The 23,961-nt window shown below is 72.9% G+C and carries 15 protein-coding genes; 1 reads left to right on the top strand and 14 read right to left on the bottom strand.

Features of this window, described 5'->3' with window-relative positions:
- Window positions 1–56 precede the first annotated feature (56 nt).
- From AC0OLQ_RS17345 to AC0OLQ_RS17330, 4 genes are all read right to left on the bottom strand, one after another.
- Window positions 57–425, bottom strand: coding sequence for a hypothetical protein (locus tag AC0OLQ_RS17345; protein ID WP_484532211.1), 369 nt, complete (start codon window positions 423–425; stop codon window positions 57–59).
- 683 nt (window positions 426–1,108) lie between these two features.
- Window positions 1,109–1,714: a LutC/YkgG family protein gene (locus AC0OLQ_RS17340; protein WP_484532210.1), complete on the bottom strand. Its 606-nt coding sequence runs from the start codon at window positions 1,712–1,714 to the stop codon at window positions 1,109–1,111.
- Entirely contained in the window at window positions 1,711–3,132 is a 1,422-nt protein-coding gene (locus AC0OLQ_RS17335; protein WP_484532209.1) for a lactate utilization protein B, read from the bottom strand. Before AC0OLQ_RS17335 ends, AC0OLQ_RS17340 begins: the two co-directional genes overlap by 4 nt.
- Window positions 3,129–3,902 carry a (Fe-S)-binding protein gene (locus AC0OLQ_RS17330; RefSeq protein WP_484532208.1) on the bottom strand — a complete coding sequence of 258 codons (774 nt, stop codon included), beginning with the start codon at window positions 3,900–3,902 and terminating at the stop codon, window positions 3,129–3,131. The genes AC0OLQ_RS17335 and AC0OLQ_RS17330 overlap by 4 nt, the downstream gene beginning before the upstream one ends.
- A 377-nt stretch (window positions 3,903–4,279) precedes the next feature.
- Here AC0OLQ_RS17330 and AC0OLQ_RS17325 point away from each other — a divergent pair, with 377 nt between their 5' ends.
- Window positions 4,280–5,299 carry a LacI family DNA-binding transcriptional regulator gene (locus tag AC0OLQ_RS17325; protein ID WP_484532207.1) on the top strand — a complete coding sequence of 340 codons (1,020 nt, stop codon included), beginning with the start codon at window positions 4,280–4,282 and terminating at the stop codon, window positions 5,297–5,299.
- Between the two features lie 107 nt (window positions 5,300–5,406).
- On the opposite strand, the gene AC0OLQ_RS17320 is transcribed toward AC0OLQ_RS17325, so the two are convergent.
- The 10 genes from AC0OLQ_RS17320 to AC0OLQ_RS17275 all read right to left on the bottom strand — a co-directional run bounded on the left by AC0OLQ_RS17320 (window position 5,407) and on the right by AC0OLQ_RS17275 (window position 23,945).
- Window positions 5,407–9,258 (bottom strand): family 78 glycoside hydrolase catalytic domain, encoded by a 3,852-nt coding sequence (locus AC0OLQ_RS17320; protein ID WP_484532206.1) that lies wholly within the window; start codon window positions 9,256–9,258, stop codon window positions 5,407–5,409.
- 31 nt (window positions 9,259–9,289) lie between these two features.
- Window positions 9,290–13,936, bottom strand: a complete 4,647-nt coding sequence (locus AC0OLQ_RS17315; protein ID WP_484532205.1) for a family 78 glycoside hydrolase catalytic domain — start codon at window positions 13,934–13,936, stop codon at window positions 9,290–9,292.
- Window positions 13,937–14,458: 522 nt separating this feature from the next.
- Window positions 14,459–15,334: a sugar phosphate isomerase/epimerase family protein gene (locus tag AC0OLQ_RS17310; RefSeq protein ID WP_484532204.1), complete on the bottom strand. Its 876-nt coding sequence runs from the start codon at window positions 15,332–15,334 to the stop codon at window positions 14,459–14,461.
- Window positions 15,331–17,397 carry a bifunctional rhamnulose-1-phosphate aldolase/short-chain dehydrogenase gene (gene rhaD, locus AC0OLQ_RS17305; RefSeq protein WP_484532203.1) on the bottom strand — a complete coding sequence of 689 codons (2,067 nt, stop codon included), beginning with the start codon at window positions 17,395–17,397 and terminating at the stop codon, window positions 15,331–15,333. Before rhaD ends, AC0OLQ_RS17310 begins: the two co-directional genes overlap by 4 nt.
- The gene (locus tag AC0OLQ_RS17300) at window positions 17,378–18,847 is read right to left on the bottom strand and encodes an FGGY-family carbohydrate kinase (protein WP_484532202.1); all 1,470 of its coding nucleotides are present in this window, start codon (window positions 18,845–18,847) and stop codon (window positions 17,378–17,380) included. Before AC0OLQ_RS17300 ends, rhaD begins: the two co-directional genes overlap by 20 nt.
- Window positions 18,844–19,563 carry an HAD family hydrolase gene (locus AC0OLQ_RS17295; protein WP_484532201.1) on the bottom strand — a complete coding sequence of 240 codons (720 nt, stop codon included), beginning with the start codon at window positions 19,561–19,563 and terminating at the stop codon, window positions 18,844–18,846. Before AC0OLQ_RS17295 ends, AC0OLQ_RS17300 begins: the two co-directional genes overlap by 4 nt.
- Entirely contained in the window at window positions 19,560–20,330 is a 771-nt protein-coding gene (locus tag AC0OLQ_RS17290) for a class II aldolase/adducin family protein (RefSeq protein WP_484532200.1), read from the bottom strand. The genes AC0OLQ_RS17295 and AC0OLQ_RS17290 overlap by 4 nt, the downstream gene beginning before the upstream one ends.
- A complete protein-coding gene (locus AC0OLQ_RS17285) occupies window positions 20,327–21,415 on the bottom strand; it encodes an ABC transporter permease (protein WP_357333699.1) in 1,089 nt (362 codons plus the stop codon). The genes AC0OLQ_RS17290 and AC0OLQ_RS17285 overlap by 4 nt, the downstream gene beginning before the upstream one ends.
- Window positions 21,412–22,413, bottom strand: coding sequence for an ABC transporter permease (locus AC0OLQ_RS17280; RefSeq protein WP_484532199.1), 1,002 nt, complete (start codon window positions 22,411–22,413; stop codon window positions 21,412–21,414). The genes AC0OLQ_RS17285 and AC0OLQ_RS17280 overlap by 4 nt, the downstream gene beginning before the upstream one ends.
- Window positions 22,410–23,945: a sugar ABC transporter ATP-binding protein gene (locus tag AC0OLQ_RS17275; protein WP_484532198.1), complete on the bottom strand. Its 1,536-nt coding sequence runs from the start codon at window positions 23,943–23,945 to the stop codon at window positions 22,410–22,412. Before AC0OLQ_RS17275 ends, AC0OLQ_RS17280 begins: the two co-directional genes overlap by 4 nt.
- Window positions 23,946–23,961 lie beyond the last annotated feature (16 nt).

Below are 23,961 nucleotides of genomic sequence, written 5' to 3'. Positions count from 1 at the left end.
CTGGCCGGGATCACCGGACGTTGGTGATGGTGAGCGTGGGAATCTCCTTGAGGCACTCAGGTAAGAGACGTGCCCGACACCGTCGCCGAAGAGATGCCGTCGGTCGCTGTACCGGAGACGGGCCGCATGGTCATCAAGTAGGCGCCAACGCTGTGGTCGTTGACCGGGGACAGCATTACCGTGGTGTTGCTGCGGGCGATACCCGAGCGGTCGTCGGTGAGGCGCATACGTAGCCGTACGGTCCGGTCGGCGTCGTTGGCGAGAACCCGCGGCGTCATCCACCGGGCACTGGACAGGTCGGCCGCCGGGTTGCCCAGATCCGCGATTCCTGTCACCCGCAGAGAGAGGTCCACCGTCGGCGCCGATGACTCGTTGCCGGCAGTGTCAAAGAGCTCAGTCGTGTTGAGCATCCGCTCGCCGGGCACGGCGTACGCGACATGTCGCCCGAGAACTCCCAGACGCCGTCCGTCGCGGTGCCGGAGGTCAGCTGGGACTGGTGCATATAGATGGACGGCCCGCGCTGAAACGGCTCGCATGGCGGCAGACGATCTTGATCGGCAGGCCTTGGCCGCGATCGGTGTCGACGTCGGAGACCTCCAGCCCACCGGCACCCCCGGCGCGGGGCAAGCACCCAGCGTTCAGCTCCGGAGCACGCGAGGTCCTGTCGCCCACGCTAGCACTGGCCGCAGCGGCCAAGTCCCGCCGCATCGAAATCGAGACGACAACCGACCCGTTGGGCGCGGTTCAACGCCGTTCAGTGCACCCGGCTGCTCCCACCCTGCTCCCCGCTCTCGGGCCCTCGAGACCGACGGCAATGATCGGCTGAACCGGCCTCGTGTTGGGCAGGCCGACGCCCGTGTGGACGCCGGTTACGCCGTGCTGGGGCCCTCCGCTGCGACGCGGGCGCTGCCCGGAGGTCAGCGCATTCCGAAGCTCCCATACCGCTCCTCCGGGCATACGCCAGCTCGCTCGCCGAGCCGACCGCAGCCGCCCAAACTACCCGAGGCCTGAGATGCCAGGCACCCAGACGGATCCGAAAGGCGTCGCCGACGGATCCGACGGAGGGGTCGATGCCAGCGGAAGCGCCTTCCGAGTCATACTCGGCCTCCTACGGGTACGTCGTGATTACGACGTGCAGGTTGCGAGGGCCGTGGACGCCCTCGACCCGATTGAGTTCGATGTCGCTCGTGGCGGAGGGTCCGCTGATCCAGGTCAACGGCCGGTGCGGATCGACCCGGGCGAGGGCGTCCGGCACGGTGGCGACGACCTGGTCAGCCCGCAGTACGCAGACGTGCACGTCCGGCACGAGGCTGATGACCCGGCGGCCCTGGTCTGGAGCGGCGTCGAGAATGATGGTGCCGGTTTCGGCGATGGCCACTGCTGCCGCGGTGACCACCCCGTCCATGTCGTCGATTTGCTCCGCGGCGTGGTTCTCGTCGGCCGTCGCCGCGACGGTGGCGGGCAGCCAGTGCCGGGGAAGTCCGGGCGGGATCACGACGCGCCGGCCGCCGAGAACCTGGTCGACGACCTGCGCCACTTCGTCGTCGGTGCATCTGTGTACGGTCGCCCGGTAGTCGATGAGCCGGCGCACCAGCACCTCGAGGTCGACGGCGGCGCCAGCCGACCGGACGTCCCGGGGGACCGCAGCCGGAGCCGGTGGCGGCTCGCCGAGGGCTGCACGGATTCGGCCGAGGATGAGCTCGCGTGCGTTCACCGCTCGGCCCACCACTGGCGGAAGGTCTGCCGCGGCGCGGCCGGGATGTCCCGGCTGGTGGTCCAGCCGTTCAACGGTGGTGGTAGGGCGCGGCCGGCCAGCCGACCGAGGCCCGCGGCGCGCTGCGCGGCCGCGTACAGCGCCGGGTGGTCCATGGTGTACGCGGCTGCGGCCATGGCGATCGCCTCACTGCGCGGATGGGGGGCCTCGCTACGCAGGTGGACCAGGATCGACGGGATGTCGATCATGACGGGGCAGGCGTCGTAGCAGGCGCCGCAGAGCGACGACGCGTACGGCAGTGAGGCGTTGTCGGCGACGCCGGTGAGTTGCGGGGAGAGCACCGCCCCGATGGGCCCCGGATAGACCGAGCCGTACGCGTGCCCGCCGGTGCGCTCGTAGACGGGGCAGACGTTGAGGCAGGCGGAGCAGCGGATGCAGTGCAGCGCCTGCCGGCCCACCGGGTCGGCGAGCACGGCGCTGCGCCCGTTGTCCAGCAGCACCAGGTGAAACGCCTGCGGTCCGTCGCCGGCGGTGACGCCGGTCCACATTGAGGTGTAGGGGTTCATCCGCTCCCCGGTCGAGGCCCGGGGCAGCAGTTGCAGGAACACCCCGAGGTCGGCCCAGGTGGGGATGACTTTCTCGATGCCCATCACGGTGATCAGGGTCTCGGGCAGGGTGAGGCACATCCGCCCGTTGCCCTCGGACTCGACCACGGCGAGGGTGCCGGTCTCGGCGACGGCGAAGTTCGCCCCGGAGACGGCCACCCGCGTGCTCAGGAAGGTCTGGCGCAGGTGCCGGCGCGCTGCGGCGGCCAGCGCGGCCGGCTCGTCGGTGAGGTCGCGGTCGACGCCGGGCATCGCCCGCAGGAAGATCTCCCGGATCTCGGCCCGGTTGCGGTGGATGGCCGGCACCAGGATGTGGCTGGGCCGGTCTTCGCCGAGCTGCACGATCAGCTCGGCCAGATCCGTCTCCACGGGTTCGATCCCGGCCGCCTCGAGGGCCTCATTGAGACCGATCTCCTGAGTGGCCATCGACTTCACCTTCATCACCCGGTCAGCGCCAGTGGCCCGGACCAGGTCGGTGACGATCCGGTTCGCCTCCACCGCGTCGGCCGCCCAGTGCACCGTGCCGCCGGCCGCGGTCACCGCCGCCTCCAACTGTTCCAGCAGCTCCGGCAGGCGGGCCATCGTGTCGGCCTTGATCGCGGCACCGGCGGCGCGCAGCTCCTGCCAGTCCGGCACCTCACCGATCACCGCCGCCGACTTCGCCCGGATCGTCGTGGTGGCGTGCCGCAGGTTGCGGCGTAGCTGGGCGTCGGCCAGGGCCCGCCGGGCGGCGACCGGGAACGGCTCGTCTCCGCGCAGGTGCCCCACGCCGGCCGGGGCGGTCGCCGGCATGCCGAGGAACGTCCGGGTCATGGCCGCACCCCCAACCGGTCCCGCTCCCCCGCCGTCTCGCTGCCCTCCGTGCTGGCCAGGATCTCCGCCAGGTGCACCGTCCGCACCCCCGCCCGCAGCCGGGACAGCCCCCCGCCGATGTGCATGAGGCAGGAAGCGTCCCCGGCCGTGCAGACATCGGCGCGGGTGGCCAGGACGTTGCGCATCTTGTCGGCCAGCATGGCCGTGGAGGTGTCGGCGTTCTTCACCGCGAAGGTGCCGCCGAACCCGCAGCACTGCTCCGCCTGCGGCAGCTCCACCAGATCCAGGCCACGCACCGCGCGCAGCAGCCGCAACGGCCGGTCCCCCACCCGCAGCATCCGCAGTGAATGGCAGGTCGGGTGGTACGTCACCCGGTGCGGGAAGTACGCCCCCACGTCCGTCACCCCCAGCACGTCGACGAGCAGTTCGGACAGTTCGTAGGTGCGCCGGGCCACCTCCTCCGCCCGGCTGGCCAGCCGCTCGTCCCCCGCCCGGCGGGCCACCATCGCATGCTGGTGCCGCACCGATCCCACACACGAACCCGAGGGCGCCACCACCACGTCATACGGAGCGAACACCCGCACGTGCCGGCGCACCAGCCGCAACGCCTCGTCGGGATAGCCGGTGTTCACATGCATCTGCCCGCAGCACGTCTGATCAGGCGGGAAGATCACCTCGTGGCCGAGGCGCTCCAACAGCCGTACCGTCGCCTTCGCCGCCTCGGGGAAGAGCGTGTCCGCGAGGCAGGTGACGAACAGGGCGATACGCATGCTCGGCCGCCTATCTGGTCCATGGCAGCCCGCCAGGCCGCCCCGTCCGACGCCCGGTGTGCCGGAGCTCATCCGAGCCCGTCCTGAATCGTTTCATGTACTGGCTTGGACCGTAGGGGGAGGCATTCGCGTGCGTCAAGGCTTTCCCCAGATTTCTTGCCTGTTGCTGGACCGAGCCCTTGGCATGCGAGACCCTCTCGCTTCAGGGCGACCCGGGCGCCGGCCACCCGGGACCGGCTCGATGAAACGTTTTAGGCGCTATAGACTGCGCGTCACCAGCCGGTAGAACCGGTTCCGGCCGGTGCCCGTACAGCTGCGGACACGGCGCCCGCACCGGCGGCGGGCCGGCAAGCCAGCCCGAGCGGTCGAGGGGAGCTATGGCAACGGCGAACATCAAGCAGGTAGCCCGGCACGCCGGCGTCTCCCTCGGTACCGTCAGCAACGTGCTCAACCGGCCCGACACGGTTGCCCCCGCGACCCGGCAGCGGGTACTCGATGCCATCACCGAACTCAACTACGTCCGCAACGACTCCGCTCGCCAGCTGCGCGCCGGCCACAGCCGCACCGTCGCCATCGTCGTGCTGGACGTGGCCAACCCCTTCTTCACCGACCTGGTGCGCGGCGCCGAGCAGGCGGTCGAGGACGCCGGTGCCATGCTCGTCGTCTGCAACAGCGGCGAGGACAGCGCCCGGGAACGCCGGCACCTGGACCTGCTGCAGGAGCAGCGGGTACGGGGGGTGCTCATCACCCCGGTCGGCCACGGGTCCCAACCCCACCTGGACATGCTCATCGACCGCGGCATCCCGGTGGTGCTCGTCGACCGGGGCACGGGCCAGGCCAGCCGCTGCTCAGTGGCCGTCGACGACGTGCGCGGCGGCCGGCTGGCCATGGACCACCTGCTGGAGCGGGGCCACCGCCGCATCGCATACGTTGGCGGCCCGTTCTCCATCGCCCAGGTCGCCGACCGGCACGCCGGGGCTGCGGCCGCGCTCGAGGACCACGGCGACGCCGAGCTGCGGGTCGCAACCACCACCAGCCTCACCGTGGCCGCCGGACGGCACGCCGCCGAGGACCTGCTGGCCCTGCCCGCTCTGCAGCGACCCACCGCCGTCTTCTGCGCCAACGACCTGATCGCGCTCGGCGTGCTGCAGGAGATGACCGCGCGCGGTCTGCGGGTGCCCGCCGACGTGGCCATCGTCGGCTACGACGACATCGAGTTCGCCGGTGCGGCGGCGGTGCCGCTGTCCTCGGTGCGTCAGCCCCGCGAGCAGCTCGGCCGTACCGCGGCCCAACTGCTGCTGGAGGAGGCCTCCTCGGGCGAGACACATCGGCACCGGCACGTGGTGTTCCAGCCGGAGCTGGTCGTACGCCGCTCCAGCGACCAGCCCCGGCGCTGATCCGCGAGCGCGCCCACGATGGCGCGGATCGCGGTCCCGGCGTCGTCGGCGCTCCCGCACTGCGGCGCCGGCCACGCTCCTCGCGTGGCCGGCGCCGTCGATGTGCGTCAGGCGGTCGGCGCGGAACTGCTCACGAACCGCCAGGTACCGGAGCCCACCGTGTGCACCAGGTAGCCGTCCGCCATCCGCCGGGCGGTCACCAGCCCGCCGGGCGACGCCTCGACATCCTCGGCGCGCGCCGCTGGTACGTGCACCTCGGCGGTCGCGCCGACCGGCACCTGCACGGTCAGCTCGAACGCACCGTCCTGGAGTCGCCAGGCCGACGACGCCCGGCCGCGGACCGTGTCGACCGCCGCCGACGCGGCGGACAGCTCGGCGCGGGCGTCCGGGCGGACAACGACGCTCCCCCAGCCGTCGGCGATCGGGCGTAGGCCGGCCACGTGCTGGTAGAGCCACTGCACGACCGTGCCGTGGAAGTAGTGCTGCCGGGAGCGCGTCGACGTGGGCCACATCTCCCACATCGTGTCGGCGCCGTTGTCCACCCAGTAGCCCCAGCTCGGATACGTCCGCTGCAGCGCCACGCGGGCCGCCACGTCGGCGTGGCCGCGCTCGGTGAGCACCGACAGCAGGACGCTGGTGCCGAGGCAGCCGGTGTTGAGGTGCCAGCCCCGCTCGCGGATGTCGGCGACCAGGTTGTCCACCACGGCGCCGACCAGATCGTCGGGCACCAGCCCGAATGCCAGCGGCACCGCGTTGGAGGTCTGCCGGTAGCCGGGGTCCCGGGCGGTGCGGTACAGCCCGCGCGCCCGGTCCAGGAAGGTCTCGTTGAGCCGGTCCCGCAGCCCGGCCGCCGCCGTCCGGAACCGGGCGGCCTGCGCGTCCTGGCCGGTCAGCTCGCCGACCTCGGCCGTGGCCACCAGCGCCCGGTACAGGTAGGCAGTGGCGGTCAGGCGGGTGTCCTCCGGCGGGTTGCCGCCGGTGCCCGGCGACAGGTAGTCCCCGAGTGCCGTCACCGCCAACCCGTCGCGCAGCCGGCCCAGCTCCCACTCCAGGTAGTCGGCCACCGGCTCCCAGTGCTGCCGCAGCAGCCGGTCGTCGCCGTACCACCGGTGCATCTCGCGCAGCAGGAACGGGTAGACGGTCGTCCACTCCGGCGCCGGGGCCAGCTCCTGGTAGCCCCAGCCTCCGCTGGGCACGATCACCGGCACCTGCCCCGAGGTGACCTGGCTGTCGCGCAGGTCGCCGAGCCACTTGGTGAAGAACCGGGACAGGTCGAGCAGGCCCGCCATGGTGGGCGCGGCCACCTGCGCGTCACCGGTCCAGCCGTTCTTCTCGTACATCGGGGTGTCGGTGGGGATGCCGTGCAGGTTGTTGCGCACCGTACGGCGCATCATCCGCTCGAACTGCTCGAACAGCGGTTCGCTGCACCGGAACTCGCCGACGTCCCGGACGTCGGAGTGCACCACCCGCATGGTGACGGTGTCGGTGGTCGCCACGCCGGGCAGCCCGTCGAGCTGCACGTACCGGAAGCCCTTGTACGAGAAGCTCGGCTCCCACGTCTCCTCGCCGCCGCCCCGGGCGACGTACTCGTCCTGCTGGAACCGGGCGCTCTGCACGTTGCCGTTGGACGCCTCGACGGTGCCGTCGGCGCGCAGCTTCTCGCCGTAGAGGATGCGGATGGTGGTGCCGGCCGGGGCGGTGGCGCGCAGTCGCACCCAGCCGGCGGTGGTCCGGCCGAAGTCGGCCACCCAGACACCGGCGCGCGGCGAGGCGAGCTTGACCGGGGCGACGGACTCGACCACCCGGATCGGCTCGTGCTCCTGGGCTTGCAAGGTGCCTGCCGGGGCGTCCACGACGCCCGCCCGGGTCCACCCGGCGTCGTCGAACCCGGCCGTCGACCAGCCCGCCGGCTCGCGCCGGGCGTCGTAGGTCTCCCCCGCGTACAGCGAGTTGGACAGGGTGGGGCCGGCCATGATCCGCCACGCGTCGTCGGTGACGACCTCCGTCCGCGACCCGTCGGGGTGCTCCACGACGAGGCGAGCCAGCAGCCGCGGCTCGCCGTGCCACGGCGGCTGGTGCCAGCGCCACACGTTGCGGGTGGTCATGCCGTAGAAGCCGCGGCCCAGCTCGGCGCCGAGGACGTTGCGCCCCTCGGCGAGCAGGTCGGTGACATCGTGCGTCACGTACAGGACGGTGTCGTCGTAGTCGGTAAACCCGGGGTCCAGCACGGCCGTACCGACGCGTTTCCCGTTGACGTGCAGCACCTGGTAGGCGAGGCCACTGGCGTACAGCCGGGCGCGGGCCACCGGCTTGGTCAGCTCGAACGCGCGCCGCAGCAGCGGTGCGGGCCGCTCCTCCACCGGCGGCTCGACGCCGCTGCCCCACGGACCCTGCCCGTACGGGGCGAGCACCACCACGGGCGACCAGCCGCCGTCATCGTGTCCCGGCTGCTCCCAGCCGGACTCGACGGTGCCGGTGGTCCGCCAGCCGGCGGCGGTGACCAGCACCAGCTCCTGGCTGTCGGCGGTCCGGACGACGAGTTTCGCGATGAGGCCGCCCGGGTTGACTGACGGGCCGGGCCGGTTGGTGGCGATCACGGCCAGCACCAGGTCGCCGCCGATGGCGCCCCGGGCCAGTTCGGTGACGTCCGCGACCCGGCCGGTGCGCCAGCCGTCGGTCTGCTGGGGCGCGGAGAGGGTGAGCTGGCCGGCCAGGTACGCGGTGAAGTCGTCGTCGGCGCTCATGATCAGCCGGGCGGAGGTGACGTCAAGCCCGGCGGGCAGGGCCAGCCTGCCCCGGAACCAGCGCGGGCCGGCGGGAGCGTTGTTCACCGTCGCGCCCGGACCCCAGACCCACGACGCACCGGCCAAATCCAGGGCGTGCGGCTGCGGCACCGTGACGTTGCTGCTCCATGGTCCCTGCCCGTAGGGGGCGAGCACCGCCACCCCGGCCCAGCCGGCGTCGTCGTAGCCGACCTCCTGCCAGCCGGGCTGCTCGGTGTCGCTGCTGCGCCAGGAGCCGTCGGTCACCAGCACGAACCGCTCGCCGGTGGAGGTGACCACGACCAGCTTGGCGAGCAGGCCGGCCGGGTTGACCGTGGCCCCGGGCCGGTTGACGGCCACCGCCGCCAGGGTGAGCGTACGGCCGGCGGCGGCGCGGGCCAGTTCGGTGACCTCGGCCAGTTTCGCCTTCTGCCAACCGTTGCTCTCCTGTGGGGCGTGCAGCACCTGTCGCCCGTCGAGGTAGGCGGTGAAGTCGTCGTCCGCGGTGACGACGAGGTGCGCGACCGCGATCTCGACCCCGGCGGGAACCGCGAGCCGGCCGCGGAACCAGCGGGTACCGACGGGGGCGTTGCTCGCGGTGGCCCCCGGGGACCAGATCCACGAGGCGCCGGCGACGTCCACGGGGGCGTCCGCCACGTCGGGCTTGGCACCGACCCAGCGGGCCGCGCCGAAGCCCTCGTCGAGCAGGCCGGTCTCGAACCAGGTGGGGGTACTCCATCCGGTCTCCCGGCCGGCGCCGTCCCACAGCCGGACGGTCCAGTGGTAGCGGGTGCGCGGGGCCAGCCTCGGCCCGTCGTACGCCACGCCGACGGAGCGAGGCGAGACCACCCGGCCCGAGTCCCAGACATCGGCCGTGTCCGAGGTGAGCCGGTCCGGGCTGGTGGCCACGAGCACCTGGTACGCGCTTTGGGTGGCGCCGTGGCCGGGGGCGGTGCCGGTCCAGGAGAAGCGGGGCTGCGCGACGTCGGTGCCGAGCGGGTGGTCGGCGTACTCGGTGCGCGGACGGCCGACCGCGAGCGGCCCGGCGCCGGCGCCCGAAGGCGGGGCGGCGGCGGCCGGCGCGGCGGTGGTCGCGCCGAGCGCGACGGCTCCCGCGCCGGCGACGCCCCAGCCGAGCAGTGACCGGCGGCTGAGTTCCGTCCCCTGTCCAGGAACCGGTGGTGGTGTCTGCGCCATGGGCGTGCTCCTTGCGGTGGTGGTGTGGCGGTCAGGACGGCAGGGGCGCGGACCAGACGTCGGCGACGGATGGGTCGTAGCCGTCCCCGGTGTCGCGGAGGCGCACCCGGATCACGCCGTCGCGGGTCTGGTCAGGCAGGTCGACGACGAACTGGTAGCTGACGGTGCCCGCGCCGCTTTCGGTGCGCTGCCAGGAGCGGGCGTGCGCCACCACGCCGTCGACGACGATCTCGTAGTCCTTCAGCTGTGCCTGGTCGTACGTCTCGACGGCGCGCAGCACGAACGGTTGGCCGGGTGCCACGGCGAGGTCGAACTCGAACCAGCCGCCCGGGTAGCTGACGTTGGTGTAGCGGCGGGTCAGCCCGGCCTCGGTGTTGGTACTCGAGTGGGTCGAGGCGGTCAGGTGGTGCGCCTGCTCGGAGGCCGAGTCGCCGAGGTCGACGTGGTCGTACGCGTCCGGCGGCGGATTGGTGAACCGGACCGGGACGGCGAGCGTTCGCCGTTCCGCGTCGGTGACGCCGGTGGCGATGGTGACCTGCGCGGGCCCTTCGGTCACCGCGATCGGTGCGGTGAGGACGGCCGACACGGTGGTCTCCGCGCCGGCGGCGAGGTCGTACCCGGCGGTGGCCGGCGCCGCCCGCCAGCCGTCCGGGCCGGTGGTGGTGAGCTGCCCGGACACCGGCACCGTGGCCCGGTTGCGGAGCAGCGCGGTGACCGTGGTGGTGGCGCCGGGCGCCACGGCGGCGGGGGTCGCGGACGCCGACACGACGACCACCGCCGGAGCGGTGGTGATCGTGCCCGCGACCGGCAGCGTCGCGGTGCCGCCCTCGTGCCGGTAGCTGGCGGACCCGTCGACGGAGACGGTCGCCGGGGACTGCCCGGCGGGGATGCGCAGGTCGTAGCGGTGGGCCGCGGTGGCGCCGGGGGCGACGGTGGTGGCCTGGTCGCCAACCGGCGTCGCCGTCCAGCCCTCGGGTACGCGCAGGGTGGAGGTCACCCCGGTCAGCGGCTTCGTGCCGCCGTTGGTGACCGCGACGGTCGCGGGTACGACGTCGCCGGGCAGCCGCTCACCCACCGGCAGGTCGAGCTTGACGACCGCGCCGATCAGGTCCGACGAGGCGGCGGAGAGCAACTGGTCGACCCGGGTGAGCGGGGCGGTGAATCGCTCGGCGTTCGCTGCGGCGACCCGACCCACCTTGACCTGGGTGCGCAGCCAGCGGTCCAGGTCGGCGGCGGTGGCCAGGGCCCGGTGCACGCGGGTGGCGGCGTCGGTGGCGTCGCCGGCCAGGTGCGCGGTGCGCGCCGTGGCGGTCTCGTCGCTGAGCTTCCCGAGCTGGGCGTTCAGGTGCGCGACGACCGGCTGGCCCAGGTCGTCCGCGAGGTCGTCGGTCAGCGTCGCGAGCGCCTGCACCGCGTCGGCGGTGTCGCCGAGCTCGCCGAGCACCCGGTCGACGGCGAAGGAGTAGGAGCCGGATCCGATCTCGTAGACGGCGACGTCGCCGTCCATCCGGACGAACCGCACGCTGTCGGCCGTCACCGCCGGTCGGCCGCCCTCGGTGACCGCGTGCCGGCTGGGCGTGGGGATGCGGACGGTCGCGGTGGTGTTCGCCGGGACGGTGAGGCGAAGCTGCATGTCGCCGCGGGCGTCGAGGCTCCAGTCGCTGCCGATCGTGCCCTGCGCCGACCGGTACGACGCGCGCGCCGAGGTGAGGCCGCCGCCCGGCTGAGGCGCGAAGGTGAGATGGCTGTAGCCGGGGTTGCCGGAGTCGGGTTGGATGCCGGCGACGGTCCGGTACATCCAGTCCCCCACCGCACCGTAGGCGTAGTGGTTGAAGGAGTTCATCGACACGTCGCCGAAGCTGCCGTCCGGCATGACCGAGTTCCAGCGTTCCCAGACGGTGGTGGCGCCCCTGGCGATCTCGTAGCCCCACGACGGGTAGGTGTCGTTGAGCAGCAGCCGGTAGGCGACGTCGAGGTGTCCGGTGTCGCTGAGCGCTGGCAGCAGGTCAGGGGTGCCGAGGAAGCCGGTGGACAGGTGCCAGTCGTGCCGGCGGACGTTGGCGACGAGCTTGTCGGCGGCCTTCGCGCGCAGCGGTGCCGGCAGCAGGTTCATGCCGATGGCCAGCACGTACCCGGTCTGGCTGTCCCCCTGGACGGTGCCGTCGGCCGAGACGTACGTGTCGACGAAGGCCTGGGCGATGTCCGTGGCCAGCGCCGCGTAGCGGGCGGCGTCGGCGTCCCGGCCGATGGCGGCGGCCATCTCGCCCAGCAGCCGGATGCTGTGGGCGTAGTAGGCGGTGCCGATGACCCCCGCCGGCGTCGGGTCGTTGAGGTTGAGCCAGTCCAGGTACGGGCCGGCGTTGGGGCGCCGGTTGCCGGAGCTGGTGCTCTGCAGCCAGGACGCGTACCGCACCATCGACGCGTAGTGCTCCTCGATGACCCGGGTGTCCCCGTAGCGTTGCCACAGCGTGTACGGGACGGTGATGCCCGCGTCGCCCCAGCCGGTCGCGCCGTCGCCGCAGCAGACGCGGGGGGCGACGTCCGGGTACGCCCCGTTGGCCGACTGCCCGTCGCGCAGGTCCCGCAGCCACTTGGTGAGGAACGTCAGGCTGTCCATGTTGAACGTCGCGGTCTCGGCGAAGACGTTGATGTCGCCGGTCCAGCCGAGCCGCTCGTCCCGGGCCGGGGTGTCGGTGGGGATGGACAGGAAGTTGCCGCGCTGGCCCCAGGTGATGTTGCTGTGCAGCTGGTTCACCATTGCGTTGGAGGTCTCGAACTCGCTGGTGAGCGCCCCGTCGGTGTGCATGACCAGGCCGGTGACCGTGGCCAGGGTGGGGGTGCTTGGGTAGCCGGTCAGCTCGACGTATCGGAAGCCGTGGAAGGTGAACGTCGGCTCGTAGACCTCGGCTCCGCCACCGCGCAGGGTGTAGCGGTCGGTGGCCTGGGCCGAACGGAGGTTGGCGGTGTACGCGGTGCCGTCGGGGTTCAGTACCTCGGCGTGCCGAATGCGGACCGTGGTGCCGGCGGGGCCGTCGACCGTCAGCCGAACCTTGCCAACCATGTTCTGGCCGAGGTCGAAGATCCAGGTGCCGGGGGTGGGCTGGGTCAGCGTCCGGGCCGGCAGCTCCTGCACTACCCGCACGGGCGGGTCGGCCTGAGCGACGACCGGGCCGGTGGCGGCGGGGTCGTCCACGGTGGCTGACGACCAGCCGGCGTCGTCGAAGCCCGGGGTGTCCCAGCCGGCGGGCAGCCGACGCGCGTCGTACGTCTCGCCGTGGATCAGGTCGCTCTGCAGGAACGGCCCGGGCGTGGCGCGCCAGGAGCCGTCGCTGCGGATCGTCTCGGTGCGCCCGTCGGTGTACTCGACGATCAGTTGCGCGCCGAGGTGGGGCCGGGAGCCGTAGTGGTCGGTGCCGAAGGAGGCGATGGCGCCGGAGTACCAGCCGTCGCCGAGCAGGGCGCCGAGCGCGTTGTCGCCCTGGCGGAGCTGGCGGGTCACGTCGTACGTCTGGTACTGCACTCGCTTGCTGTAGTCGGTCCAGCCGGGCGCCAACTCCTGGTCGCCGACCCGTTGGCCGTTGAGCGAGAGCCGGTAGACGCCGAGCGCGGTGGCGTAGATGCGGGCGCGGGCGATCTCCCCGTCGACGCGGAAGCCGCGACGCAGCAGCGGGTTCGCGTCCAGCGCGGTGAGCATCGCCTCGGTGGTGCCGGTGACCCGCAGCCCGCCGGCCGTGGGGGTGCCGCCGCCGAACGGGTTCTGGCCATCGGTGAGCGGGGCGGTGAAGAGGGTGTCGGTGCCGCGGGTGACGGAGAAGTCGGAGAAGACGCCGGTCTCGGCTCCGTCGGTGCGCAGGCCGACCGAGCCGCCCTGGTGCCGGGTGTCGCGGGTGACGTCGACCTGGGTGCCGTCGACCCAGGTGGTGATGGTGTCGCCGGCGGCGGTGATGCGCAGGGTGTGCGGGGCGGTCAGCTTGTCGGCCGGCACCACCGCGTCGAGGGGCACCTCCTTGAGCACGCTCCACGCCCCGTTGACCCGGGCGTGCGGGCGCAGCTTCGCGGTCCCGCCCGTGATCGAGAACTGCCACATGTAGGCGTTGGTCGGGCCGTGGGCACGCAGGTAGATCCCGGCCGCGTCGCGTTCCAGGCGCACGGTGGTCTGCACGGTGTAGTCGGTCCAGGACTCAGTGGGGGGCCGCAGCCCGATCCAGTCGGCGTGCCAGCCGTCGGCGCCGCCGAGACCGGTCTCCCACGAGGCGGGGGCGCTCCAGCCCGAGCTACGGCCCGTGGTGTCCCAGACCCGGACCTGCCAGACGTAGCGGGTGCGGGGTTGCAGCGCCGGGCCGGCGTACGGGACGAGGGTGCTCTGCTGGGAGGTGACGCGGCCGCTGTCCCAGAGGCCGGCGTCGTCGAGGTGGGCCTGGCTGGTGGCGACCCGTACCTGGTAGGACTTCTGGAGCACGCTCCGGGCGACGGATTCGATCCGCCAGCCGAGACGGGGCTTGGCCACGTCGAGTCCGATCGGGTCGGTGGCCCGTTCGGTGGTCAGGCCGACCGCCGCGAGCTGGGGGGCCGATGGTTCGGCGGCGGCTGGGGCCGCCGTCACCACGGTCGGCGTCAGCCCGAGGAGCAGGGCGACGAGCGCGGAGAGCACGGGTCGGCGCCGCGTCGTGAGCGTCATGGTCCTCACCCTTCTGTGCGGCGGTCCCGCACCGAGGCTTTGCAGGGTGTCCCGAGGGGACGGGGGTCAGCTGGATTGGGCGGCGGTGTCGGCGAGCGGCTGGACGCTGGACCGGCGGGAGCCCGCCTCGAACACGGCGCGGCCGTTCTCGGTTCCGACGAAGGAGGCCCTGGCCAGGACCACAGGGCTGGGGTTGGGGAGCGCGGCCGCTGCGACCACTGTCTTTCGGCGCGGCAGCAGCGGCTGGGTTCCGGAAGTCCGAGGTGTCACGGCTGCCTCCGCGCGGGTCGTGAATCGATTCAGAACGCTACGTGCTTATGTTCCGCGGGTGAAGAGATCCTTCGTGGCCGGATCCGGACACGAAGGTCGGCGCCGGCTAGCGGGGCGCTCGAGACGGGGTGCGGCGTCGCGCCCACTCCCTCGACCAGCGCGTCCGCTGGTGACCGGGTCGGTCACCAGCGGGCGCTTCGCCTCCCCAGGACGACCGGTCCGGGTCAGGGCCGCGCCCGGCGGTCGCCGGTCTCAGCCCGCCGGGTCGGTCCGCCCGAGACGGGCCGACATGTACGCGTGGGCGTGGGCGGCGAGATCGTCGGCGTCCTCCCACAGGTCCCGCCACACGCCCAACCGGTCGGACAGGTCGGCGGAGACCACCGCCCGGGAGAACGACTCAAACGTCACGGTGCCGCCGTAGCCGACCTGCCGCAGGGCCTGGAAGAGCCCGTCGAGGTCGGCCGACCCGGTGCCCAGGTAGCCCCGGTGCGACTCGCCCACGTGGACGTACCCCAGGTGGTCGCCGCAGTCGGCGACCGCCTGGGCGATCGAGTTCTCCTCGATGTTGGCGTGATAGACGTCGAGATGGACCACGACGTTGCCCGCCCCGACGTCCTTGATCACCTGGACCGCCTGCGCACAGGTGTTGATGACGTTCGACTCGTAACGGTTCACCGCCTCCAAGCCGAGCGTCACGCCCAGGTCGGAGGCCCGCCCGGCCAGCCGGCGCAGGATGGCCACCATCGAGTCACGCCCGCGCGGGTCCATCGGCCGGCCGTACTTGCCGAGCGCGCTGTAGATCACGCCGCCCATGAATTCCCCGCCAAGGCCGGCCGCCACGTCGAGGGCCGCCAGCAACCGCGCCTCGCCGCGGGCGGCGATCTGGGGATGGGGGCTGGAGATGTCCGCGTCGAAGTCGAGGCCCAGCGAGCAGACCCCGGCCAGCCCGTGCTCATCCAGCACGGCGCGGGTGTCGGCGATGTCGACGGCCGCGGGGTCCAGCGCGGGGATCTCCAGCACGTCGTAGCCGGCCCGACGGGCCCGCGCGGCGGCGCTGCGGCGTTCCTCGGGGCTCCAGCCGCCGACGAAGACGGCGGCGTGGATGCCGAGCGGGTTGCGGACGCTCATCGCAGGAACGCCTGGGGAACGCCGCCGTCCACGGGGACGAGCAGACCGGTGGTCAGGGGCAGGGAACCGTCGACGAGAGCGACGACCGCGGCGGCGACGTGTTCCGGCAGCACCTCCTGCTTGAGCAGGGTCCGCTGCGCGTAGTACTCGCCGAGCTTCTCCTCGGGGACGCCGTAGACCGCGGCGCGCTGGGCGCCCCAGCCGCCGGCGAAGATCCCCGACCCGCGCACGACGCCGTCCGGGTTGACGCCGTTGACCCGTACCCCGTCGGGGCCGAGTTCGGCCGCCAGGAGGCGTACCTGGTGTGCCTGCGCGGCCTTCGCCGACGAGTAGGCGATGTTGGCGGGACCGGCGAAGACGGCGTTCTTGCTGGCGATGTAGACGATGTCCCCGCCGTGGGCCTGGGCGCGCAGCACCCGCGCGGCCTCCCGCGAGACGAGGAACGAACCGCGGGCCATCACGTCGAACTGCAGGTCCCACGTCTCGGTGGTGGTCTCCTCCAGCGGCGCCGAGCGGGACAAGCCGGCGTTGTTCACCACGATGTCCAGCCCGCCGAAGGAGAGGCAGGCGGCCTCGATCGCCTCCCGCACCGAGGCTTCGTCGGACACGTCGACGCGGACGCAGCCGGCGACGTCCGGGCCGCCGAGTTCCTTCGCGAACTGCCGGGCCCCCTCGTGGTCGAGGTCGGCGATCACGACGCAGGCGCCCTTGGCGGCGAGCGCCGTGCAGGTGGCGCGTCCGATCCCGGAGGCGCCGCCGGTGACCAGGGCGACCCGGCCGGCGAGCGCCTTCGGCTTCGGCCGGCGGCGCAGCTTGCGTTCCTCGAGCTCCCAGTACTCGACCCGGAACTTCTCGCTCTCGTCAACCGGGGCGTACGTCGACACGGCCTCCGCTCCGCGCATCACGTTGATCGCGTTGACGTAGAACTCGCCGGCGATGCGGGCGGTCTGCTTGTCTCCGCCGAAGGAGAACATGCCCACGCCTGGGACGAGCACGATGGCCGGGTCGGCACCGCGCATCGGCGGGCTGTCCGGGGTGGCGTGCCGGTGATAGTAGGCGGCGTACTCCTCGCGGTATTCCGCGTGCAGCTCCCGCAGCCGTGTCACCACCTCCTCCAGCGGCGCGTCCGGGGCGGTGTCCAGCAGGAGCGGACGTACCTTCGTGCGCAGGAAGTGGTCCGGGCAGGAGGTGCCCAGCGGCACGAGCCGGTCGAGGGCCTCGCGGCCGAGGAAGTCCAGTACCACCTCGTCGTCCCGGAAGTGGCCGACGACGCGGCTGTCGGTGCCCGCGATGCCGCGCAGGATCGGCGCGAGTTGCGCGGCGCGCGCCCGGCGTTCCGCCTCGGGGAGCGGGCCGCGGTCGGCGCGTACGGCGCCGAGCGGCTCGGCCTTGCCGGTGCGCTCGATGAACTCGGCGGCCTCGCGGATGAGCCGCAGCGCCCGCTCCTCGCACTGCTCGCTGGTCGCTCCCCAGGTGGTCAGTCCGTGCCCGCCGAGGACCACGCCCTCGGCCCGCGGCTGGGTCCGGACGATCTCCGCGATCATCTTTCCGAGTTCCCAGCCCGGCCGGATCCACGGCACCCAGCGCACCCGGTCGCCGTAGCACTCCTGCACGAGCCGCTCGCCGTCGGCCGCCGCGGCGAGGGCGATGACGCTGTCCGGGTGCAGGTGGTCGACATGCGGGGCCTCGACCAGGCCGTGCATCGGGGTGTCGATCGACGGTGCGGCCCCGCCCGGGCCGAAGGAGCAGAAGGTGAAGAGGTCGACCATGTCGTCCTCGTGCTCGACCCCCTGGTACCGGTCGTCCAGGCGGCGCAGTCGGTCGAGTTCGAGCACGGCGAGCCCGGGGTAGCGCAGGGTCCCGAGGTCGCCGCCGGATCCCTTGACGTAGAGCAGGGTCGTGGTCTCGCCGGTGGCCGGGTGTACGACCTCCGCCTTGCACGACGAGTTCCCACCGCCGTAGTTGGTCACCGTCGGGTCCGCTCCGAGTTGGTTCGCCCTGTCGAGCATGGCGGTCACCTCGGCGGACACACCGGCGGGAACGTCATCTCGGGTGCTGTTCACGGTCATACCTCAATCTGCTCGGGGAGATCCTTCGGTCCTGGGTGGTGGTGGTCGGGTGCGGGGAGAGCCAGCCGCGGCGCACGAGCGCGTCGACGAACCGGGCGTATCCCCCGTCGAGCTGGGCTTTCTCGGTGGGGTCCGGCTCGACCGTGCGGGCGAGGATCACCATCGCGTCGACGGCCGCGGCCAGATCGGAGTGCACGGCGGACGACGCGGCCAGGACGGCTACGCCGAAGGCGCTGGACGCCTCGGCCGGCACCACGAGCGGACGGCCCAGCACGGTGGCCCGGATCCGCAGCCAGGGCAGGCTACGGCTACCGCCGCCGACGGCGCGCACCGCGCCGCGGCTGGCAGCGCCGGCCCCGGCGAGGACGTCGAGGGCCAGCCGTTCGACGTACGCGACGCCGTCGAGCAGCGCGCGGTAGTGCTCGCCTGGGTCGGCGGCCTCGTCGTCGAGCGGGCCGCCGGCGTCGGGCGCGACGAACGGGAACCGCTCGCCGCGGCCCGGCACGGGGTAGCGCAGCGTCCGCGCGGGCCCGTGCGCTGCGGCCGCGAGGTCGAGGGCCGTCAGGTCGGCGTCCGGGAACGCGTTGCGCAGCGCCCCGGCGCCGGCGTTGCTCGCTCCCCCGGCCCACCAGCAGCGGTCCGGCGCGAGGTGGCTGTAGACACCGAGGGCGGAGTCGGCCACGCGGCGCGGCGCGGCCACCTTGACCACCAGCGTGGTGCCGAGCACGCCGACGGTGTCACCAGCCCGCACGGCGCCCGCCGCGATCTGGCCGGTGCATCCGTCGGTCATCCCGAGCACCACCGGTACACCGGCGGCCAGGCCGGTCGCCGACGCGGTGCCCGCCGAGAGGCCGCCGACCGGGGTTCCGGGCGACGCCAGGCGCGGCAGCGCCGATTCCGGGACCTCCGCCGCGTCGAGCAGGTGCGCGGGCCAGCGCAGCGTCTGCGGGTCGGCACCGGTCTTGAGGGCGTGGCTGGTGTCGGTGGGCACGTCCTCGCCGGTGAGCCGCGCAACGACGAGGTCGCTGACGTGGCGGTAACGGGGCGCGGGCCGGTGCCGGTGCAGCCACGCGACGCGGGCGAGCGCCGGCGCGGCCGCCACCAGCCCGGGATCGATCCCGGCTCCCGGCTGCCCGGCCCGGCGGTCGTTGTACAGCAGGGCCTGCCCGACCGGGGCGAGGTCGTCCGAGCAGGGAACGACGGTGCCGGAGGTCGCGGTTACCGCCACTGCGCGGACCGGGCAGCGCAGGTCGGCGCCGAGCCGGGCGAGGACCGCCACCGCCACGTCGGCGTGGACCGGCGACTGCTCAGCGCGTCCGTTACCGGCCCGCTCCGGCGGAGGAAGTGGTTGCGCCGCCCGCGCCACCACGTTCCCGTCGGGGGTGACCGCGACGGCGCGTACGTCGGCGGTGGCGACGTCCAGGCCGATGACCACCTCGTTCATGCGCGCCGGTCCCCGTCCCCGAGGATCAGCCGGGGAAGCGTACGCAGGTCGGGGACGGCGACGTCGGGCTCGGCGAGTTGCTCGGCCGTCGGCTCGGGAGGGGCTTCGCCGCGCAACACCCAGACCGTTCCGAGGCCGAGGGCGCGGGCGGGCCGAACGTCGGTGTCGAGGCGGTTGCCGACGTGGACGGCGTTCGCGGGGCTGGTCCCCGCCTCCTTGACCGCCCACTCGAACAGCGCCGGGTCGGGCTTCTCGTGGCCGACCAGCGCGGAGACCGCCCAGACCTGGATGAACGGGGCTACGCCGTCGTGGCGCAGCGCGTCGAGGACGTCGGCTTCCTGGTTGGCCAGCGCTCCGATGCGTACCCGCCCGTGCAGGGCCCGAAGGCAGGGCAGCACGTCGGGGTGGAGACTGCCCGGCCCGTGCCGCCAGTACCGCCGGGTACGGGCGTGCAGGTCGTCGCGCCGCCGCTCGTCACCGAGGAACTCCGCAGCGAGGGCGCGCCGCAGTGACCCGGACTGCGCTGACCGGACGCCGTCGTAAACGGCCCGGAACCGGGCCCGGTCGGCCGGCGGACGGCCCTGCTCGGCGAGCAGGTCGTCGAGCGCCGCCAGCACGGCGGTCGCGAAGTTCTCGTCGTCGTAGATCGGGCCCCCGATGTCGAAGAAGACCGCCTGCACGGTGCGACCGGCGAACGGCGGGTCCGTCCGGGTCATACCGTTTTCCCGGCGAGCAGGGCGCGCCGGGCGACCTCGTCGGCGCGGGAGGCGAGCGCGTTCCCGCCGGCGGCGTCCAGGTAGCGCGGGGTGCCGACGGCGTGGGCCAGCGCGCGGGTGCGGGCGGCCTTCACCGCCATCGCGGTGACCGCCTCGACCTCCTCGGGCGAGCGGCCCAGCGCGACCATGCCGTGGTTGCCGAGCAGCACCAGCCGGGGCGGCGCCCCGTGCCGTTCGGCGTGCTCGGTGATCGAGCGGGCCACGGCGCGACCGAGCGCGAGGCCCGGCTCGTGGTAGTCGACCCAGGCGGGGCGGCCGACCACCACGGCCTCGTCGGGGAAGAGCGGCGCCTGCCACAGCCGTTCCCCCTCGACGATCGAGACGAGCCCGACGATCGCGGTGGGGTGGGTGTGGGCGACCCAGGTGGCTCCGCCGGCGTGCACCGCGGCGACGTGGACGAGCGTCTCGATCGAGGCGCGCCGCCCGCGCGGGTCGTCCGCCACGGCCAGCAGCGTGGAGAGTTCGTCCTGCGTGGCGCGGGGGTCGCCGAGGACCCGGGCTGCGGCGTCGAGATCGACGACCACGAAGTCCTCGGGCTTCGCGCGGTCCATCCGGGCGCCGCTCGCCTTGACCACCAGCTCGCCGTCGGCGATGGTCGAGGTGTTGCCTTCGGCGAGGCTGACCAGGTCCCGGGCCGGGTCGCCGATGCGCAGCGTCAGCTCGACCAGCTCGGCGGGGACGGCGCCGGCGTCGCTGCGCACGCTCACCGCACACCGCCGCGGCGGCGCAGGGTGATCGCGTTGAGCAGCGCGGAGAGGACGAGGACGGCACCGAGCGCGAGGAGTTGGAACTGGCTGCCGTCCGAGCCCTCGAAGGCGAGCAGGATGCCGGCGTTGAGCCAGATGATGAGCAGGGCGGCGATCACCACCCCGGCCACCCGGCCCAGGCCGCCGGTGATCGCCACGCCGCCGAGCACGGCGATGGTGATTGCCGGCAGGGCCATCCCGTTGCCGACGCTGCCCGCGTCGGGGCGGGCGGAGGCGAACTGGGCGACCGTCACCACGGCGACCACCCCCGAAAGTAGGCCGGAGGCGACGTAGGCGCGGAACCGGGTCTGCCGGACGTCGAGGTTGGCGAACCGGGCGGCCACGTCGTTCGTGCCGATCGCGTACAGCTTGCGGCCGTATGTGCTGCGGTTGATCACCAGCCACACCACGAGGACGCACGGCACGAGGAACGTCAGCATCTGCGCCGGCAGGTCCGGCACCACGGGCAGGTCGAGCGGCCGGGTCAGCGAGTGCAGGTCTTGGATGGGCCTGGTGGAGATCGGCGCCCGGTCGTTGCTGACCAGCGCGAGCGACCCGTACGCGTAGTAGGTGGCGAGCGTGGCGATCAGGGCCGGGAACCCGAGGTACGCGACCAGCAGCCCGTTCGCCGCGCCGAGCACCCCGCCGACCAGGATGGTCAGCGCCAGCGCGGGGAGGACGGGCCACCCCCACTGGCCGACCATGAAGCCGAAGGCCATGCCGGAGAGGCTGACGATCGATCCCACGGACAGGTCGATCCCGCCGCGCCCGGAGACGATGACGATGAACTCGGCGAGGCCGAGGAGGCAGAGCGGGACCATCGTCTCCAGCGCCGAGGCGAGGTAGTCGGCGTCGTACGGCGCGACGAGGTAGTCGTTGCGACCCAGGTACCAGAACCACACCACGACGATGACAAGCAGCACGCTCAGCAGCGCGACCCGTTCGGAGAGCACGAACCGCAGTGCCCGCGCGATCCTCGCACCGACCGCGACCGGCTCGGTCTTGTCGTCCTTGAGCTGTTCCGGTTCGGCTGTTCTGGTCGTCATCGTGCCCTCCTGCGGCGCTCACGGACCAGGTCGACGCCAACCGCGACCAGGATGAACGCGCCGATGAACAGTTCGGTCAGCTCGCTGGGCCAGCCGAGCAGGGTGATGGCGCTGGTCACGGTGCCGACCAGCAGCGCGCCCAGCAGCGTCCCCAGCACCGTGCCGCGGCCGCCGAGGATGCTCGTCCCTCCGATCACGACGGCCGCGATGACCTGCAACTCCAGCCCGGTGCCGGCGTTCTGCTGCACCAGGCCGCCGCTGCCAACCAGGACGCAGGCCGCCAGGCCGACGAAGAAGCCGGTCAGGGCGTACGCGGAGACGATGCGCTGGCGGACGTGGATGCCGGCGAGACGGGCCGCGTCAGCGTCGTTGCCGATCGCGTACCAGTGGCGGCCGGTCGCCCAGTAGCGCATGTAGCACCAGGTGAGTGCGGCGAGCACCATGGCGAGCCACCAGGCGTGCGGCACGCCCAGCAGGCCCAGCCCGGCCTGGCCGCCGCCGAACCACCCCAGGGTGTCCGGCACTCCCGCCACCTGCTTGTTCTCGAAGATGCGCAGCGCCACGAAGCGGAACACGTTCAGGGTGCCGAACGTGACGATGATCGGGTGGATGCCGCCGAGGCTGACCAGCAGCCCGTTGACGCAGCCGAGCGTGAGCCCGAGCGCGACCGCCACCAGCACCGCCAGCGGCGCGGGCGCTCCGGCGTCGCGGACGAGCTTGGCCACCACCACCATGACCACGGCGGCCATGCTGCCGACGGAGACGTCGATGCCGCCGGTCACGATGACGGGCGTCATCCCGATGCCGATGATCGCGGTCGCCGCGACGGCGAACAGGATGTTGCGCAGGTTCGAGCCGGTGAGGAAGGTACTCGTGCCGAAGGACAGCGCGAGCCAGAGGGCCGCGATGACGACGACGAGCGCGAGTTCCTGGCCTTCGACCGCGCGGGCGATCGGGCGCCGCCGGCGCAGCGGTACGGTCTGGACAAGTCCGGTCATGCCGCTCCTACCTCCGTCGTCGAGTCGCGGCCTGCCGCGGACGCCCGATCCGATCCGTCGTCGCCGGCGGCGGCCGCCAGGACGTCGGCCTGGCGTGCACCCCGGTCGAAGCTCGCCGCGATCCGCCCCGCGCGCACCACCAGCACCCGGTCGGCGAGCTGCAGGACCTCCGGCAGGTCGGAGGACACGACGAGGACGGCGCTGCCGGCGTCGGCGAGGTCGACGATGATCCGGTGGATCTCGTCCTTGGCCCCCACGTCGACACCCTGGGTGGGTTCCTCCAGCAGGAGGATGCGGGGCCGTTCGACGAGCTGGCGGGCGAGGACGACCTTCTGCTGGTTGCCGCCTGAGAGGTTGCCGACGAGGGTCGCCGGGCCGGGTGCCTTGATGGCGATGCGCTTGATGAAGTCCTGCGCGACGGACCGCTCCCGGCCGCGGTCCACCCACAGGCGGGCGCGGCTGAGCAGTCGCAGGTGTGCGCTGGAGATGTTGAAGGCGATGCTCTTGGAGCTGAAGACGCCCTGCACCTTCCGGTTGGCGGGCAGCATGGTGATGCCGTGCCGTACCGCGTCGGCCGGGGATTTGAGCGCGACGTCGCGGCCGTTGATCCGGACGGCGCCGGAGTCTGCCGGGTCGATCCCGTACAGTGCCCGGGCGATGCTGGCGGCGCCGGAGCCGACCAGGCCGTAGAGGGCGACCACCTCGCCGGGGCGCACGGCCAGATCGACGTCGGCGAAGACGTCCTGGCGCCCAAGGCCGGACGCCGCGAGCGCCGGCTCGGCGTCGGTCACGGTCCGATTCACCTGCCCGGTTTCGAGCTTGTGCCCGACCATCAGCTCGGCGACGGCGCGGACGCTGAGCTCCCGGGTGGGACGGCTCGCCACCACCTGCCCGTCCCGCAGCACGGTGACGCGGTCGGTGATCTGGGCCAGCTCGTCGAGCCGGTGGCTGATGTAGATGACCGCGACGCCACTGTCGCACATCCCGCGGACCGCCGCGAAGAGCGTCTCGATCTCCCGGTCGGTGAGGATGGCGGAGGGCTCGTCGAGGATGAGGATCCGCGGCTGGCTCGCGAAGGCCTTGGCGATGCTGACCAGCTGCTGCTCGGCGACCGACAGGTCGGCCACCCGTACGTCGGCGACGGCGGCGTCCAGGCCCATGCGCTCGAGCAGCGAGACGACCTCCTCGTGCTGGCGGCCGCGCTGGACGATCCCGGCCCGCCGCCGTTCTCGCCCGATGAAGACGTTCTCCGCCACGGTGAGTTCGCCGAAGAGCTGCGGCTCCTGGTACACCGTGGCGATGCCGGCGCCGAGCGCCGAGGTGGTGCTGCCGGTGGCGAGCGTCTCGCCGTTGATCTCGATCCGTCCGGCGTCCGGCGTCTCCGCCCCGGATACGATCTTGATAAGCGTCGACTTGCCCGCGCCGTTCTCCCCGACGAGCGCGTGCACCTCTCCGCGGGCCAGTTCGAAGTCGACGCCGCGCAACGCGTGCACGCCGCCGTACCGCTTGTCGATGCCGGTGAGTCTCAGCACCGGGGGCGCGGTCGCA

Source organism: Micromonospora sp. Utrum1 (assembly GCF_057197805.1).
Note: the sequence above shows the minus strand (reverse complement) of the source record. Positions and strands in the feature narration are given on the sequence as shown.